The 16249-nt window shown below is 37.6% G+C and carries 14 protein-coding genes and 3 other annotated features (1 of these 17 cut by a window edge); of the genes, 11 read left to right on the top strand and 3 right to left on the bottom strand.

Annotation, left to right across the window (positions count from 1 at the left end):
* Nucleotides 1-50: a binding site (T-box leader), on the top strand (it extends 179 nt beyond the left edge of the window).
* Nucleotides 51-93: 43 nt separating this feature from the next.
* From pheS to ACHZK0_RS22155, 4 genes are all read left to right on the top strand, one after another.
* Nucleotides 94-1128, top strand: coding sequence for a phenylalanine--tRNA ligase subunit alpha (gene pheS / locus ACHZK0_RS22170; protein ID WP_000388217.1), 1035 nt, complete (start codon nt 94-96; stop codon nt 1126-1128).
* 18 nt (nt 1129-1146) lie between these two features.
* Nucleotides 1147-3567, top strand: coding sequence for a phenylalanine--tRNA ligase subunit beta (pheT, locus tag ACHZK0_RS22165; protein ID WP_395760874.1), 2421 nt, complete (start codon nt 1147-1149; stop codon nt 3565-3567).
* A 134-nt stretch (nt 3568-3701) separates the two neighbouring features.
* Nucleotides 3702-3953: a binding site (T-box leader), on the top strand.
* Nucleotides 3954-4005: 52 nt separating this feature from the next.
* Nucleotides 4006-5397: an asparagine--tRNA ligase gene (gene asnS, locus ACHZK0_RS22160; RefSeq protein ID WP_000432171.1), complete on the top strand. Its 1392-nt coding sequence runs from the start codon at nt 4006-4008 to the stop codon at nt 5395-5397.
* A gap of 99 nt (nt 5398-5496) precedes the next feature.
* Entirely contained in the window at nt 5497-5631 is a 135-nt protein-coding gene (locus tag ACHZK0_RS22155) for a YuzL family protein (RefSeq protein WP_046958756.1), read from the top strand.
* Between the two features lie 42 nt (nt 5632-5673).
* Here the strand turns inward: ACHZK0_RS22155 and ACHZK0_RS22150 are convergent, their stop codons facing one another.
* The 3 genes from ACHZK0_RS22150 to rnhC all read right to left on the bottom strand — a co-directional run bounded on the left by ACHZK0_RS22150 (nt 5674) and on the right by rnhC (nt 7260).
* Nucleotides 5674-5925: a hypothetical protein gene (locus ACHZK0_RS22150; RefSeq protein WP_262740101.1), complete on the bottom strand. Its 252-nt coding sequence runs from the start codon at nt 5923-5925 to the stop codon at nt 5674-5676.
* A gap of 13 nt (nt 5926-5938) precedes the next feature.
* A complete protein-coding gene (locus ACHZK0_RS22145) occupies nt 5939-6208 on the bottom strand; it encodes a hypothetical protein (RefSeq protein WP_000925541.1) in 270 nt (89 codons plus the stop codon).
* Between the two features lie 116 nt (nt 6209-6324).
* The gene (gene rnhC / locus ACHZK0_RS22140; RefSeq protein WP_262740100.1) at nt 6325-7260 is read right to left on the bottom strand and encodes a ribonuclease HIII; all 936 of its coding nucleotides are present in this window, start codon (nt 7258-7260) and stop codon (nt 6325-6327) included.
* Nucleotides 7261-7384: 124 nt separating this feature from the next.
* On the opposite strand from rnhC, the gene zapA reads away from it, so the two are divergent.
* From zapA to isdC, 7 genes are all read left to right on the top strand, one after another.
* Nucleotides 7385-7654, top strand: a complete 270-nt coding sequence (gene zapA / locus ACHZK0_RS22135; RefSeq protein ID WP_000082701.1) for a cell division protein ZapA — start codon at nt 7385-7387, stop codon at nt 7652-7654.
* 1 nt (nt 7655) lies between these two features.
* The gene (locus ACHZK0_RS22130; RefSeq protein WP_000565411.1) at nt 7656-8195 is read left to right on the top strand and encodes a CvpA family protein; all 540 of its coding nucleotides are present in this window, start codon (nt 7656-7658) and stop codon (nt 8193-8195) included.
* 55 nt (nt 8196-8250) lie between these two features.
* Complete coding sequence (polX, locus tag ACHZK0_RS22125; protein ID WP_262740261.1) at nt 8251-9969, top strand: DNA polymerase/3'-5' exonuclease PolX; 1719 nt, start codon at nt 8251-8253, stop codon at nt 9967-9969.
* Nucleotides 9970-9988: 19 nt separating this feature from the next.
* The gene (locus ACHZK0_RS22120; RefSeq protein WP_262740099.1) at nt 9989-12349 is read left to right on the top strand and encodes an endonuclease MutS2; all 2361 of its coding nucleotides are present in this window, start codon (nt 9989-9991) and stop codon (nt 12347-12349) included.
* A 195-nt stretch (nt 12350-12544) separates the two neighbouring features.
* Nucleotides 12545-13234 carry a 23S rRNA pseudouridine(2604) synthase RluF gene (locus tag ACHZK0_RS22115; RefSeq protein ID WP_270344152.1) on the top strand — a complete coding sequence of 230 codons (690 nt, stop codon included), beginning with the start codon at nt 12545-12547 and terminating at the stop codon, nt 13232-13234.
* 108 nt (nt 13235-13342) lie between these two features.
* Nucleotides 13343-13593 (top strand) — a binding site (T-box leader).
* A 114-nt stretch (nt 13594-13707) separates the two neighbouring features.
* A complete protein-coding gene (gene brnQ6 / locus ACHZK0_RS22110) occupies nt 13708-15033 on the top strand; it encodes a branched-chain amino acid transport system II carrier protein BrnQ6 (protein WP_262743031.1) in 1326 nt (441 codons plus the stop codon).
* A 500-nt stretch (nt 15034-15533) separates the two neighbouring features.
* On the top strand, nt 15534-16241 hold the full coding sequence (isdC, locus tag ACHZK0_RS22105) for a heme uptake protein IsdC (RefSeq protein ID WP_262743030.1): 708 nt from the start codon (nt 15534-15536) through the stop codon (nt 16239-16241).
* The last annotated feature ends 8 nt before the right edge of the window (nt 16242-16249 follow it).

Here is a 16249-nt window from a genome sequence, read left to right as displayed (position 1 = left end):
ACTTGTTCTGTCAATTTAGGGTGGTACCGCGAATTTACCTCGTCCCTTTTTGGGAGCGAGGTTTTTTTATTTTTAAAATTAGGAGGGTTCCAAATGGAAGCACGTTTAAAAGAGCTAAAGCAAAAAGCGTTAGAGCTTATTGAAGAAGCGAAAGAGCTAAAAGGCTTAAACGACGTACGCGTAGCGTACTTAGGAAAAAAAGGTCCAATTACAGAAGTATTACGCGGCATGGGAAAATTATCAGCAGAAGAGCGTCCACGTATGGGAGCATTAGTAAATGAAGTGCGTGAAGCGATTCAAACGCGTCTAGACGACAAAATTGGTAACTTAGAAAAAGCAGTAATTGAAGCGAAATTAGCTACTGAAACAATTGATGTTACACTACCAGGTCGTCCTGTTGAAACAGGTTGTCACCATCCATTAACAGCTGTTGTTGAACAAATTGAAGATGTATTCATCGGTATGGGTTATGAAGTAGCTGAAGGAACAGAAGTAGAAAAAGACTACTACAACTTCGAAGCATTAAACTTACCGAAAGATCACCCAGCGCGTGATATGCAAGATACATTCTACATTACAGAAGAAACGTTACTACGTACACATACATCTTCTGTGCAAGCACGTACGATGGAAAATAATAAAGAAAAAGGACCGATTAAAATTATTTGTCCTGGTAAAGTGTATCGCCGTGATGACGATGATGCGACGCATTCACACCAGTTCATGCAAATTGAAGGTCTTGTAATTGATAAAAACATTCGCATGAGTGACTTAAAAGGTACACTGCAAGTATTCGTGAAAAAGATGTTCGGTGAAGATCGTGAAATCCGTCTTCGTCCAAGTTTCTTCCCATTCACAGAGCCATCTGTAGAGATGGATATTTCTTGTATGATGTGTCACGGCAAAGGTTGCGGCACTTGTAAAGGAACTGGCTGGATCGAAATTTTAGGCGCAGGTATGGTTCACCCGAACGTACTTGAAATGGCTGGTTATGATTCAAAAGAATATCAAGGTTTCGCATTCGGTATGGGCGCAGAGCGTATCGCAATGTTGAAATACGGCGTAGATGACATTCGTCATTTCTATACAAATGATGTACGTTTCTTACAACAATTCAAACGAGCGTAAGGGAAGGAGAGGATAAGTATGTTCGTATCATATCGTTGGTTACAAGAGTATGTAGATATTAAAGATGTAACAGCACAAGAACTAGCAGACAAAATCACGAAAAGTGGTATTGAAGTAGAAGGTGTTGAAGTATTAAATAAAGGTGTAAAAGGTGTTGTAGTTGGTCACGTATTAGAATGTGAAAAACACCCAGAAGCTGATAAATTAAGCAAATGCTTAATCGATATCGGTGAAGAAGAGCCGGTTCAAATTATTTGTGGAGCTGCTAACATTGCAAAAGGTTTAAAAGTACCAGTTGCAAAAGTTGGCGCTGTACTTCCTGGCAACTTCAAAATTAAAAAAGCAAAACTACGTGGTGAAGCTTCTCACGGTATGGTTTGTGCTCTTCAAGAGCTTGGTATTGATGGGAAACTAGTTGCGAAAGAATACGCAGACGGTATCTTCATCTTCCCAAGTGACGCTGAAGTTGGTGCAGATGCACTTGAAATTTTAAACTTACATGATGAGGTACTTGAGCTTGGTTTAACACCAAACCGTGCAGATTGCTTAAACATGTTAGGTGTTGCATATGAAGTCGCTGCTATTTACGGCCGTGAAGTAAAACTTCCAGCTATCAACTTACAAGAAACAGCAGAAAAAACTGCTGATTACATTTCTGTAAGTGTAGAAGCGAAAGAAGAAAACCCATTATATATTGCAAAAATGGTAAAGAACGTAAAGATTGGTCCATCACCAATGTGGATGCAAACGCGCCTTATGGCAGCTGGCATTCGTCCAATTAGCAACGTAGTTGATATTACAAACTACATTTTAATGGAATACGGTCAACCGTTACATGCATTCGATTACGATAAATTAGGTTCAAAAGAAATCGTTGTTCGTCTTGCAAAAGAAGGCGAAAAAATTGAAACGTTAGATGATCAAGAACGTACATTACAAGAACACCACCTTGTAATTACAAACGGAACAAAAGCTTTAGCTGTTGCTGGTGTAATGGGCGGAGCGGATTCTGAAGTTACAAATGAGACAGTGAACGTTTTAATCGAGTCTGCATACTTTGCAGGTCAAACAGTACGCCGTACATCAAAAGACTTAGGTCTTCGTAGTGAATCAAGTGCACGTTTTGAAAAAGGAATCGATCCAACACGTACATTTGAAGCAATTCAACACGCAGCTGCTTTAATGGCGAAATACGCTGGCGGAGAAGCACTTGAAGGTGTAGTAGAAGCTGATAACTTACAAGTACAAGAGCGTACAGTATCTGTTACTGCTGAAAAAGTAAACCGTGTATTAGGTACAAATATTTCTGCAAGTGAAATGGGTACAATGTTTACAAACTTAAAATTCCCATTCACAGAAGTAGAAGGAACATTCCATGTGAATGTACCAGCACGTCGTCCTGATATTACAATTTCAGAAGACTTAGTAGAAGAAGTGGGTCGCCTATACGGTTATGACCACATTCCAGTTACATTACCTTCTGGAACGATGACTCGTGGTAAATTAACATCAGCACAAACGAAACGTCGTAAAGTACGTCGCTTCTTAGAAGGTGCTGGTTTATATGAAGCAATCACGTATTCATTAACAAGCGCTGACAAAGCGAAACAATATATGGTTGAGCCAAACGAAAAGTCGCCTGTAAATCTTGCACTTCCAATGAGTGAAGAGCGCAGCCAACTTCGTTTAAGCTTAGTGCCACAATTGTTAGAAGCAGTTTCATACAATGTTGCACGTAAAAACGATAACGTTGCTTTATACGAAGTAGGTTCTATCTTCTTACCAACAGAAGCAGGAGAACTTCCGAAAGAAGAACAACATCTTGCAGGTGTTATGACAGGTCTTGCTCTTCACCATGCATGGCAAGGTGAGAAAAAAGTAGTAGACTTCTTCGTTGTGAAAGGTGTACTAGAAGGATTATTTGACGTACTTGGCGTTGCAAACCAAATCACTTATGCACCAGCAAAACGTGAAGGTATGCATCCAGGTCGTACAGCTGACATCGTATTAGATGGCGAAGTAATTGGTTTCATCGGTCAATTGCACCCAGAAGCAGAAAAACAATTAGATGTGAAAAATACATTCGTATTCGAACTATCTCTTGTAAAAGTATTCGGTGCAGATGCAGAAGAAACTTACTACGCAGCAATTCCACGTTTCCCATCTATGACACGTGATATGGCTGTTGTCGTAACAAAAGAAACAAAAGCTGGTGAAATGAAGCAAGTCATTGCTGAAGCTGGCGGACAACTGCTGAAAGACGTAATACTATTCGACTTATACGAAGGTGAAAAAATGGAAGAAGGCAAGAAATCACTTGCATTCTCTATGACTTACTTCGATGCAGAACGTACGTTAACAGATGAAGAAGTAACAGAAGCACATAACCGTGTATTAACAACGGTAGAAGAGAAATTTGGTGCGGAGTTACGTAAGTAATAAAAAATTGCCGGATTAAGTCCGGCAATTTTTTTATGGCACGATTGTCGATATATGATAAAAATCGCCGATAAATATTAAGGCATCTTGCATCTTTCTCTCGAATGTAGTACATTAATTTTAGTTTAACAAAATGAAAGACGATGATAAGGAAAAGTAGTATATACTATAATCCAAAGCGAGTCAGGGACGGTGAGAGCCTGATGAGGCGGTATATGTGAAGAACACCTTGGAGTTGCTAACCGAAATTGAATCTTGTATTCAAGAGTAGACTTAGACGGGAATCCGGCCTGTTACAAACCGGGAAGTATGTATTACATACGAGTTAAAGTTGGTCTTTATGACAAATTGGGTGGTACCGCGAAGTTTAACCTTTCGTCCCTTTATGGATGAAAGGTTTTTTTGTATTTAAATATATGTGCAAAGGAGAATTTCACTATGGAAAACACATTAGTAAAAAGTCTGTATAGAGATACAGATAAATATGCAGGTCAAACAGTACAAGTATCAGGGTGGATTCGTAACTTACGTGATTCAAAAGCATTTGGTTTCATCGAATTAAACGACGGTAGCTTCTTCAAAAGCGTTCAAATCGTTTTCGATACAGAGTTAGAAAATTTCAAAGAAATTGCAAAACTTCCACTTAGCTCTTCAGTTAAAGTAGAAGGTAAAGTAATTGCAACGCCTGGAGCGAAGCAACCATTTGAAATTAAAGCAGAAAAAATTGATATCGAGGGCTTATCAGATTCTGATTACCCACTTCAAAAGAAACGTCACACGTTTGAATACTTACGTACAATCGCTCACTTACGTCCAAGAACAAATGCATTCTCTGCAACGTTCCGTGTACGTTCTGTCGCAGCATTTGCGATTCACCAGTTCTTCCAAGAGCGTGGATTCGTACATGTTCACACACCAATCATCACTGGTAGTGATACAGAAGGTGCAGGCGAAATGTTCCGCGTAACAACGCAAGATTTAAACAACGTACCAAAAGGCGAAGACGGACAAGTTGATGAATCAAAAGACTTCTTCGGCAAAGAAACAAACTTAACAGTAAGTGGACAGCTGAACGCTGAAGCTTATGCATTAGCATTCCGTGATGTATACACATTCGGACCTACATTCCGTGCAGAAAACTCTAACACAACTCGCCACGCTGCTGAGTTCTGGATGGTTGAGCCGGAGATTGCATTCGCTGAATTAGGCGATGTAATGGATCTTACAGAAGATATGCTGAAATATGCAATGAAATACGTACTAGAGCATGCACCAGAAGAAATGGAATTTTTCAACAGCTTCGTTGATAAAACAGTTCTAGAGCGCATGAACAACGTAATCAACTCTGACTTCGGTCGTATCACATATACAGAAGCAATTAAAGTGCTTCAAGAGTCAGGTGCTGACTTCAAATACCCAGTAGAATGGGGTATTGACTTACAAACAGAGCACGAAAGATACTTATCAGAAGAAATCTTCAAACGCCCTGTATTCGTAACTGACTATCCAAAAGACATTAAAGCGTTCTACATGCGTATGAATGAAGATGGAAAAACAGTAGCTGCTACTGACCTTCTAGTTCCTGGCATCGGCGAATTAATCGGCGGAAGTCAACGTGAAGAAAGAATGGACGTTTTAGTAGATAGAATTAAAGAACTAGGCATGAACGAAGAGGACTACTGGTGGTACTTAGAACTTAGAAAATACGGCGGCACAAAACACGCTGGATTCGGTCTAGGTTTCGAGCGCTTCCTAATGTACATCACAGGCATGGCTAACATCCGTGACGTAATTCCATTCCCAAGAACTCCAGGTTCTTCTGAGTTCTAAAATATGAAAAAAGCGAGAGGAATTCCTCTCGCTTTTTATTTTGTATATTGTATAGTTTATTCTCCCGTAGCAAAAAGTAACGCGAAGGGGTGAATATAAATGAGTAAAAAAGTAAAAAAAGATCATTCAAGATCAAGCCTTGGTTCTCCAGAAGTAGAAGGACAAGGAACGACGACACATGAAACAGGTTCTTATAAAGTATCTTCATCAAATAAGAAGCAGAAACGAAGCTAACATAAAAAAGGGAGAGTCTTGGCGGCTCTCCTTTTTTATGTATTATATCTTATTACCATTAATCTCTTTTGTAATCTTATCTACATCTTTATCTAATCGATCTAAATAGAAAAACCATAGTAAGCTCATAAGCACGTAATAGATGGCCATCACACCAAGATTATCAGATATATTTTCGAATGTGGATTTAGTAGTGAAAAAAGCTCCCCAAATGGTAGAAATAGTGAGGAAAGAAAGCGGGCCAACGAGATGTACGAAAACATATAATAACTTTTTAACCTTTAAAGCGTTCATATGAATTCCATCCCTATGTAAATAATCTTTTTCTTCTAATCATACATTCAAGTTCCTCACAGAAGTGTTGTAGTTTTGCTGGATTATGTATTAACAAGCGGGCATCATGTTTCCCGATAAATCTTCGAATCCGAAAGTTCAATAAGAAAGACCGGCCGTAACGCTCTATTAAATCGTTGAACTCTCGTTGCTCACTTAGTAGCTGAATGTTTTCTCTAATTTCGAACTGTCTTTCGTGTGGATCACCTAGTAAAATATTTAGAATCATTTGTAGAAGTAGCAATGGGAATTCTCTCCTATGTTAGAATAATCTGTATATTTCAATTGTAACAAAAATAAAAGGACAATAGTAGAGTGAAACAAAAAACAGGAGTTTGTAGGCTCCTGTTTTTGTCGATACTATTTTAATAAGCGAAGCGCCTTCTCCCTATTAGCGAAATGCATTTTCACAAACTCAGGTAATCTTTCTTCACCAAGTTTTTGAATTAATTTAGCAGCGGCGATATCAACTTGTTTACCAGCACCTTTTGGAAGTGGCATACCAGCTTTTTTGCTTAGTTCGTCAAACTGTTTTACGAATGAGTAACGAGCTAAAATAGAAGCAGCAGCTACTGCTAAATGAACGCTCTCACCTTTCGTTGCGAAGTAAACATTTTCACGCTGTACCTGTTTTTGTTTTGCTAAATATTTGTAGTATGTATCAGGTTGTGTGAATTGATCGATTAAGACGCCTTCAGGTTTTGTAGGTGCGATTTTTGTTAATAAGTTTGTAATAGCTTTATTATGTAGCAAAGCTTTTAACTTACCTTGGTTGTTTCCTTTATCAAATAGTTCGTTATATTTTTCGTTATGAAGGACAAGAGAGCTGTAAGGAACAACGTGTAGAAGTTGTTTCGCAATGGCAGAAATTTGATCGTCATTTAAGTTTTTAGAGTCTTTTACACCAAGTTCTTTTAAAAGTGGAATTTGCTTAGCGTCCACATATACAGCAACTACTGTCATCGGTCCGAAGAAATCACCAGTGCCAACTTCATCTGACCCTACGATAGACATTGTACCGATGGAAGCAGGCGGTGCATAACGGTGTGAATCGACAGATTTTTTTACAGCTGTTTTCGGTGTTTGAGAGACAGATTGCCAACGAGAAGCTTCTGCTTCAGCACGGCCTCCTTGGAACATTACTTTTCCAGATTTATAAGCTGTAATCGTGCAAGATGGCACCTTTGCCATGAAGATCCCGCCTTGTGGGGTTTTTGGGCTAAGTGCTTGTTTATATTGTTGTTTCATGTCTTCAATTACTGTAGAACTTGTTTGTATTACGATAGAATTTGACAAGATGGTCGCTCCTTTTTTTATATTGCTATTTTTATCATATCGGATTGTTCTTTCTGTTTCCATAATATGATGGTTCATGGTATGATAAACTTTAGGATTCTGTACGTGATTGGAGGCCGGTGAGTTGTCACAACAAAAGGGAAAGAAAAGTCGAATTAATGTAGAAATCTATGGTCAACAATATTCAGTTGTTGGCGATGAAAGTACAAGTCATATCCGCATGGTAGCAGCGATTGTGGATGATAAAATGCGCGAACTCAATGCCAAGAATCCTTCGCTTGACACGAGTAGACTAGCGGTATTGACGGCGGTAAACGTCATACACGATTACATAAAATTAAAAGAAGAACATGAGAAATTGAAAGAAAGTATGACAAAAAAAGGAATGGAATAACATGATTGATATTATTATCATTTTACTGCTTGTTATGGGATTTTTCCTCGGCTTACGCAGAGGGTTTATTCTGCAACTTGTAAAGTTAACAAGCTTTATTATCGCATACCTTGTTGCATACTGGTACTGTAAAGATTTAGCGCCAGCACTTGCGAAATTTATTCCGTATCCATTTGATAAAAACGTATCTGTTCCAGAATGGATTGATGCAAATAATATTGAGACAGTATTTTATCAAGCACTTGCGTTTATCATATTGTTTATTATTACAAAAATTGCACTTTCATTACTTGGTAATTTGTTAAATATGTTTGCAGAAATACCGGTTTTAAAGCAAGTTAATGCGTTTGCGGGGGCAATCCTCGGATTTTTAGAAGTATATATTATTTTGTTTGTTTTAATTATCGTTGGAAACATCCTTCCGATTGAGCAAATACAAACACCATTACAAAAATCATCAATTAGCAAAATAATTGTAGACGATACACCGATTCTCTCTGAAAAGGTGAAGGAACTATGGCAGACAGGTAGCAGAGTATAACTTCTCTTTTTTCGGAAAGAGGAGTTTTTTTCTATGAAAGAAAGGCGGGGTAATGATGAAAGTAAATAAAAAACAAGTTATTAAATTATTAGAGACAATTGGCCTGTTTATGGAACTAAAGGGCGCGAATCCATTTAAAATATCTGCATTTCGTAAAGCGGCAGCAGCACTAGAAAGTGATGATCGTAGTCTTTCTGAGATTGAAGATTTCACTAAGATTCCGGGCATTGGAAAAGGAACAGCAGCAGTTATTCAAGAATATATAGAATCGGGAACATCTGAAGTGTTACAAGAGCTTGAACAAGAAGTGCCAAGTAGCTTATTACCGTTATTAAAATTGCCAGGCCTTGGTGGTAAAAAGGTAGCTAAGTTATATAAAGAACTTGGTGTTGTTGATATGGAATCGCTAAAAGCGGTTTGTGAGGAAAATAAAGTACAAGCTTTAGCAGGTTTCGGTAAGAAAACAGAAGAGAAAATATTAGAAGCAATCGATCAAGTAGGATCTCGTCCAGAGCGTTTACCAATCGCAATGGTATTGCCTATTGCCGGGGAAATAGAGGAGAAATTGTCGAATATTGCTGAAGTAATTCGTTTCTCGCGCGCTGGTAGTTTGCGCCGTGTTCGTGAAACAGTGAAAGATTTAGACTTTATCATTGCAACGACAGAACCAGCGGCAGTACGTGAGCATTTACTGCAATTTGATAATATGATTGAGGTAATCGCAAGTGGAGATACGAAAGTTTCTGTTCGTCTTCAATATGAATATGATATTTCAATTGATTTCCGTTTAGTACAACCGGAAGAATTTATTACAACTCTTCACCATTTCACAGGATCAAAAGACCATAACGTAAAAATGCGTCAAATCGCGAAAGATAGAGGCGAGAAAATTAGTGAGTACGGTGTAGAAAACTTAGAAACAGGTGAAGTGAAGACATTTGAAACAGAAGAGGAATTCTTCGCTCATTTCGGTCTTCCATTTATCCCGCCAGAAGTGCGTGAAGATGGAAAAGAAATTGAATTAATTAAAGAGTATCCAAACTTAATTCAGTTCTCTGATATACAAGGTGATTTACATATGCATACAACGTGGAGTGACGGTGCCTTTTCAATTGAGGAAATGGTACAGGCATGTCGTGCTCGTGGATATAAGTTTATGGCAATTACCGACCATTCACAATACTTAAAAGTAGCGAACGGTTTAACGAAAGAGCGCCTTCGTGAACAAGCGAAAGAAATTGAACGCATGAATGAAAAGTATCCAGACATTACAATTTTACGCGGAATTGAAATGGATATTTTACCGGATGCAACACTTGATTTTGATGATGAAGTATTAGCAGAATTAGATTATGTTATTGGGGCGATTCACTCTAGCTTCTCACAAGACCGTGAAACGATTATGAAACGTCTTCGCGCTGCGCTAGAGAATAAGCATGTTACAATGATTGCTCATCCGACAGGACGTCTTCTTGGACGACGCGCAGGCTATGATGTAGATACAGATTTATTAATCGAACTCGCAAAAGAAACAAATACAGTTTTAGAATTAAATGCGAATCCAAACCGTCTAGATTTAAGCGCGAAATTATTAAAACAAGCACAAGATGCTGGTGTAAAAGTAGCAATTAATACGGATGCTCATACGCTTGAAATGTTAGAAGATATGGAAACAGGTGTAGCAGCAGCACGTAAAGGTTGGATTCAAAAAGATAACGTGATTAACACGTGGGATATTGAACGTTTATTAGACTATATTAAACGTAATAAGTAACACAAGGGGGACCTGCAACATGTTAGAAAGAACGTTGCGCGTATTAGAATATAATAAAGTAAAAGAACAATTACTTGAACATACAGCCTCTTCACTTGGTCGTGACAAAGTGAAGCATTTAGTGCCGAGCACTGATTTTGAAGAAATTGTAGAAATGCAAGATACAACGGATGAAGCGGCGAAAGTCATTCGTTTAAAAGGTAGTGCACCATTAGGGGGTATTACGGATATTCGCTCAAATGTGAAGCGTGCAAAGATTGGAAGTATGTTAAGCCCAAATGAACTACTTGATATTGCTAATACGATGTATGGTAGTCGCAATATGAAACGTTTCATTGAAGATATGGTTGATAATGGTGTCGAGTTGCCAATTTTAGCAACTCATGTCGCTCAAATTGTATCTTTATATGATTTAGAAAAGAAAATTACAAATTGCATTGGTGACGGCGGAGAAGTAGTCGATAGCGCAAGTGATAAACTGCGTGGTATTCGTACTCAAATTCGTACTGCAGAAAGCCGTATTCGTGAAAAGTTAGAAAATATGACGCGTTCTTCAAACGCGCAAAAGATGCTATCTGACGCGATTGTAACGATTCGTAACGAACGTTACGTAATCCCAGTAAAACAAGAATACCGAGGCGTATATGGCGGTATTGTTCACGATCAATCAGCTTCTGGGCAAACGTTATTTATTGAACCGCAAGTCATTGTAGAATTAAATAACGCGCTTCAAGAAGCACGAGTGAAAGAAAAACAAGAAATTGAACGCATCTTATTAATGTTAACAGAAGAAGTGGCAGTAGAAGCGGATATCGTTTTATCTAACGTAGAAGTAGTTGCGAATCTTGACTTCATTTTTGCGAAAGCTTTTTATGCGAAGCGTATTAAAGCAACGAAGCCAATCGTAAATAACGAGCGTTATATGGATTTAAGACAAGCACGCCATCCGCTTATTGATCCAGAAATTATCGTGCCAAATAACATTATGTTAGGTAAAGATTTCACGACAATTGTTATTACAGGACCGAATACAGGTGGTAAAACAGTTACGCTGAAAACAGTTGGTATTTGTGTATTAATGGCGCAATCTGGTCTTCACATTCCGGTAATGGATGAGTCAGAGATTTGTGTATTTAAAAATATCTTTGCTGATATCGGTGATGAGCAATCGATTGAACAAAGTTTAAGTACGTTCTCTTCACATATGGTGAACATTGTTGATATTTTAGAAAAAGCTGATTTTGAAAGCTTAGTTTTATTCGATGAATTAGGTGCTGGAACAGACCCGCAAGAAGGGGCTGCACTAGCAATTTCAATTTTAGATGAAGTATGTAATCGTGGTGCTCGCGTTGTTGCTACGACGCATTACCCAGAATTAAAAGCATACGGATATAATCGTGAGCAAGTTATTAATGCGAGCGTTGAGTTCGATGTGAATACATTAAGCCCAACGTATAAATTATTGATCGGTGTACCAGGACGTAGTAATGCCTTTGAAATTTCGAAGCGTCTTGGCTTATCTGATCGCGTGATTGATCAAGCTCGTAGCCACATTAGTACAGATACAAACAAAATTGAAAATATGATTGCGAAGTTAGAAGAAAGTCAAAAGAACGCAGAGCGTGACTGGAACGAAGCAGAAGCACTTCGCAAGCAATCTGAAAAACTGCATCGCGAATTACAGCGTCAAATTATTGAATTTAATGATGAGCGCGATGAAAAATTGTTAAAAGCGCAAAAAGAAGGGGAAGAAAAAGTCGAAGCTGCGAAGAAAGAAGCAGAAGGCATTATTCAAGAACTTCGACAATTGCGTAAAGCACAGCTTGTGAACGTGAAAGACCATGAGCTTATTGAAGCGAAGAGCCGTCTAGAAGGTGCGGCGCCAGAGCTTGTGAAGAAACAAAAAGTAAACGTGAAAAACACAGCGCCAAAACAACAATTACGTGCAGGCGATGAAGTAAAAGTATTAACGTTCGGTCAAAAAGGTCAATTACTTGAAAGGGTAAGTGATACAGAGTGGAGCGTACAAATTGGTATTCTGAAGATGAAAGTGAAAGAGTCCAATATGGAATACATTAATACACCGAAACAAACAGAGAAAAAAGCAGTAGCAAGTGTGAAGGGTAGAGATTACCACGTTTCATTGGAACTTGATCTTCGCGGTGAACGTTATGAAGATGCAATGATGCGCGTTGAAAAATATTTAGACGATGCACAGCTTGCAAGCTATCCTCGTGTATCAATCATTCACGGTAAAGGAACAGGAGCACTTCGCCAAGGTGTACAAGATTACTTGAAGAAGCATCGCGGTGTGAAGAATTACCGTTACGGTGACATGGGCGAGGGAGGCCTAGGCGTAACAGTTGTCGAATTAAAATAGCAAACAACGAAACAAAGGGGAAACCATTATATGTTTATGGACAAACTTGCAAAAGTATTGTTAGCTTGTTGTGGAATGTTTTTGGTGATTGGGGTTATTTATTTAGTTGTTTTTGCGAAGTAAACGAGCGTCAATCGTGGCATAATGATATTGCCATAGATTGACGCTTTTAATATATATGAAAAGGAATAAAACATGAAAATCAACCAATACATAAGCGCAGCAAAATCTTGCTCAAGACGCGAAACAGACCGCCTTATTAAAGCAGGAAGCGTAGCTATTAACGGTGAAATTTGTAAGCATGGTGCACTCGTGAGTGATGGTGATGTTGTAACGATTGATGGACAGGTTATTGCCAAAGAAGAGAAGGGAAAGGTGTATATCGCCTTTCATAAACCAGTTGGTATTACTTGTACAGCAGCCGATCATATTGAAGATAATATTATTGATTATATTAATTATCCAGAGCGTATCTTTCCTGTTGGACGATTAGATAAAGCGTCGGAAGGACTTATTTTATTAACGAATGACGGCGGGATTGCGAATCAAATTTTACATGGTGATCATGAGCACGAGAAAGAATATGTTGTTACTGTCGATAAGCCGTTTACAGATTGGTTTATTAATGAGATGTCCAGCGGTGTAAAGATTAGAGATGGAATGACGAAGCCATGTACAGTGACGAGAGTGGATCAATCTACATTTCGCATCGTTTTAACGCAAGGAATGAACAGACAAATTCGTAGAATGAGCCGTGCTTTCGGGTTTACTGTAACAAAGCTAAAGCGAGTTCGTATTATGAATATAGAACTAAATGGACTGAAATCTGGAAAGTGGCGGGATATTACAGCCGAAGAATTAGAAATATTAATAGGACAGTTATAGGGAGGAAAAATTTTCTCCCTATATTTTTTTGTCAGAAAAAATAAAACTATTGATTTTTTAAAAAATAGCCCATATAATAAAAAACAACAAGTTTCGACAAGATATTTTATAAAAGTAATGATGAGGACATGAGTTGTTTTTGACGATTCTCAGAGAGGGAAGCCTGGGCTGTGAGCTTCCTAATACGGAAAGACAAACTTACCACCTCTAAACTTCAAGAGTGAACTGCATGATGCATTGTAATTCTTGGCGGATAAAACCGTTATCAATTTACACGAGCTATAAAGTGAGCTTATTTTGTTATAAATTCATTTTATTAGAATAAGGGTGGAACCACGATTTCAACACTCGTCCCTTTGTTAGGGACGGGTGTTTTTTGCGTTCTTTTACGGGGAAGTATGCTTGAAAGAGGACATATGACGGATTTTAATTCAGAATATTTTGTTAATAAATCATTTAGGAGGTTAGTAGAAATGAAATCATCTTTAAAGTTTTCTGAGATGTTTGCAATAAGTTTAATGTTATTTGCACTATTTTTCGGTGCAGGTAATATGATTTTTCCGCCAGCGTTAGGACAAGGTGCTGGAACAGATGTATGGATTGCGTTGTTTGGTTTCATCGTAACAGGTGTTGGGTTGCCTTTATTAGGAGTTATCGTTATCGCTCTAAAGGGAGATATTAATGAGTTAGCAGGACGTGTGCACCCTATATTCGCATTAGTTTTCATCACTGCAATTTATTTATGTTTAGGCGTATTCGTAAGTGTGCCACGTACAGGAACTGTTGCTTATGAAATGAGTGTTGCACCGTTTTTACCAAGTGAGATAGCTGGTCAATCGTATCCACTTGTTATCTTTACATTCATTTTCTTTGCCGTAACTTTCTATTTAGCTTTAAACCCATCGAAATTAGTGGGCCGTATCGGTAAAGTATTAACTCCGATTTTATTAGCTGTTATTGCAATTATTGTAGTGAAAGCACTTATTACACCAATTGGAGAATTTGGTGCACCGACAGAAGCATATAGTGCTCCGCTCTTTAAAGGTTTTATTGATGGATATTTAACTTTAGATGGACTTGCAGCACTTGTATTCGGAAATGTTGTTATTAATGCGTTAAAAGCAAAAGGTGTTACAAATAAGAACAGCATTGCAAAAGTAACAATCTTTGCAGGATTTATTGCAGCGCTCGGTTTACTACTTGTTTACTTAGTACTTGCTTATCTGGGAGCTTCTAGTGTGTCTCTTGGAATGGGAGCAAATGGAGGAATAATTTTAACAAACGTTGTAAATCATTTATTTGGTAGTTACGGAACTCTATTACTAGGAATCGCAATTACAGCAGCATGTTTAACAACTTCTGTAGGTATTGTGGCAGCTTGTGGGGAATATTTTTCTTCCTTATTACCAAAGCTTTCTTATCAAAAAGTCGTTTTCATCTTCTGTGTATTAGCATTTATGGTAGCAAACCTTGGGTTAACTCAGTTAAACGCATTAGCATTACCGATTTTAATTGCAATTTACCCAATTGGTATCGTACTGATTGTATTATCACTTGTTGAAAACTACATTCGTCTTCCTTTAGTAATGTATATAGGTGGTATCGTAGGAGCATTCATGATCAGCTTCTTTGATGGATTGCACAATGCGAATCTTCAAATTGCGGCATTAGCACCTATTTTAAATAAAATTCCATTATATAGTGTAGGGATTGGTTGGTTAGTTCCTGCTCTAGTAGGTATTGTAATTGGATATGTCATTTCTTTGTTCCAAAAGCAAGAAGCTGCTGTAGAAAAATAGAGAAAAGAGGCTTTCTATGAAAGAAAGTCTCTTTTTTTGTAGAAAAAATTGCATATAGGGAAATTTAGATATTAAAAATTTTATACGTAATATAGTTGACAAAAAAATTAGCATTAGGCTAAGATTGACTTAGTTGTGGAAATATTAGAAGGAAAGTGAGGAGTGAAAGGTATAAGGTTTTCTATAACGATATCATTTTGTAGATAGAGGTGATAGAGTAGGAGAATGGTGAGTGTTATTTTTTTTGAGATTCATTGAGAATGATAATCAACAAAAGGGATAGGGACTTATGTTAAAATATGAATCGCTCTTTATAAGGAATAGGGAGGGATATTATTTTTAACATACACTGAGAATGATAATCAATAATATCTATATTACATAAACAAATTACAATTAAATAATGATAGAGGATTATTATTTTTTTCTCATAAATTGAGAATAATTATCATTTTCAAAAAGAGTATGGATGAAGGATAAACAAGGAGGAAGTAAGCCAAATGAGAAAGATTTCTGTATTACCCGCTTTTATTATAACGTTCGTATGTATGCTAGCTTTTCTTGTCATGCCATATGGGAAAGTTTCAGCACAACTAGCTGACGGTACGTATGATATTAACTATGTCATTCAAAAAGCGGAAAATGCCTCAGCATCTATGGCAAATGATTATTTTGAGAAACCAGCTAAGCTAGTTGTGAAAAATGGCGAAATGAGAGTACAAATTCCGATGAATCATAGTGCTTGGATTACAGAATTTAAAGCACCTGAGAACGGGAATTTTGTTGATGCAAAAGTTGTTAGTAAAGATGAATCTGCAGATAAAAGAACTGTAGAGTTTAAAATAGACGACTTATCTAAACCAGCAGCTGCAAAAATTCACGTTGTTGTACCAAACGTAAATTATGACCATAACTACACAATCCGCTTTGCGTTTGATGCAGATGTAAAAGCGGTAGGTGGAGAAAATAAAGCAACTACTGCAACAAAGAAGAATGATCAAACAAAAACAGATACACAAGTAAAAGAAGAAGTGAAGAAAGAAGAGAATAAAGAAGCAAATAAAGAGGCGAACAAAGGAACAAATGAAAGTGGTAAAGCTGAAAAAACAGATAACCCAAAAACAGGCGATGAAGCACGCATCGGATTATTTGCAGCGTTAATTCTTATTTCAGGTGTTTTCTTAATTCGTAAAGTACGTCAAAACTAAATAAAGGA

It is taken from the genome of Bacillus sp. 3G2, from assembly GCF_044324725.1.
GTDB lineage: Bacteria > Bacillota > Bacilli > Bacillales > Bacillaceae_G > Bacillus_A > Bacillus_A mobilis.
This window is presented reverse-complemented; position numbering and strand designations above follow the sequence as displayed.

Coding starts and splice junctions, on each gene's coding strand:
- pheS (WP_000388217.1), top strand. CDS start 94: ATGGAAGCACGTTTAAAAGAGCTAAAGCAAAAAGCGTTAGAGCTTATT.
- pheT (WP_395760874.1), top strand. CDS start 1,147: ATGTTCGTATCATATCGTTGGTTACAAGAGTATGTAGATATTAAAGAT.
- asnS (WP_000432171.1), top strand. CDS start 4,006: ATGGAAAACACATTAGTAAAAAGTCTGTATAGAGATACAGATAAATAT.
- ACHZK0_RS22155 (WP_046958756.1), top strand. CDS start 5,497: ATGAGTAAAAAAGTAAAAAAAGATCATTCAAGATCAAGCCTTGGTTCT.
- ACHZK0_RS22150 (WP_262740101.1), bottom strand. CDS start 5,925: ATGAACGCTTTAAAGGTTAAAAAGTTATTATATGTTTTCGTACATCTC.
- ACHZK0_RS22130 (WP_000565411.1), top strand. CDS start 7,656: ATGATTGATATTATTATCATTTTACTGCTTGTTATGGGATTTTTCCTC.
- polX (WP_262740261.1), top strand. CDS start 8,251: ATGAAAGTAAATAAAAAACAAGTTATTAAATTATTAGAGACAATTGGC.
- ACHZK0_RS22120 (WP_262740099.1), top strand. CDS start 9,989: ATGTTAGAAAGAACGTTGCGCGTATTAGAATATAATAAAGTAAAAGAA.
- ACHZK0_RS22115 (WP_270344152.1), top strand. CDS start 12,545: ATGAAAATCAACCAATACATAAGCGCAGCAAAATCTTGCTCAAGACGC.
- brnQ6 (WP_262743031.1), top strand. CDS start 13,708: ATGAAATCATCTTTAAAGTTTTCTGAGATGTTTGCAATAAGTTTAATG.
- isdC (WP_262743030.1), top strand. CDS start 15,534: ATGAGAAAGATTTCTGTATTACCCGCTTTTATTATAACGTTCGTATGT.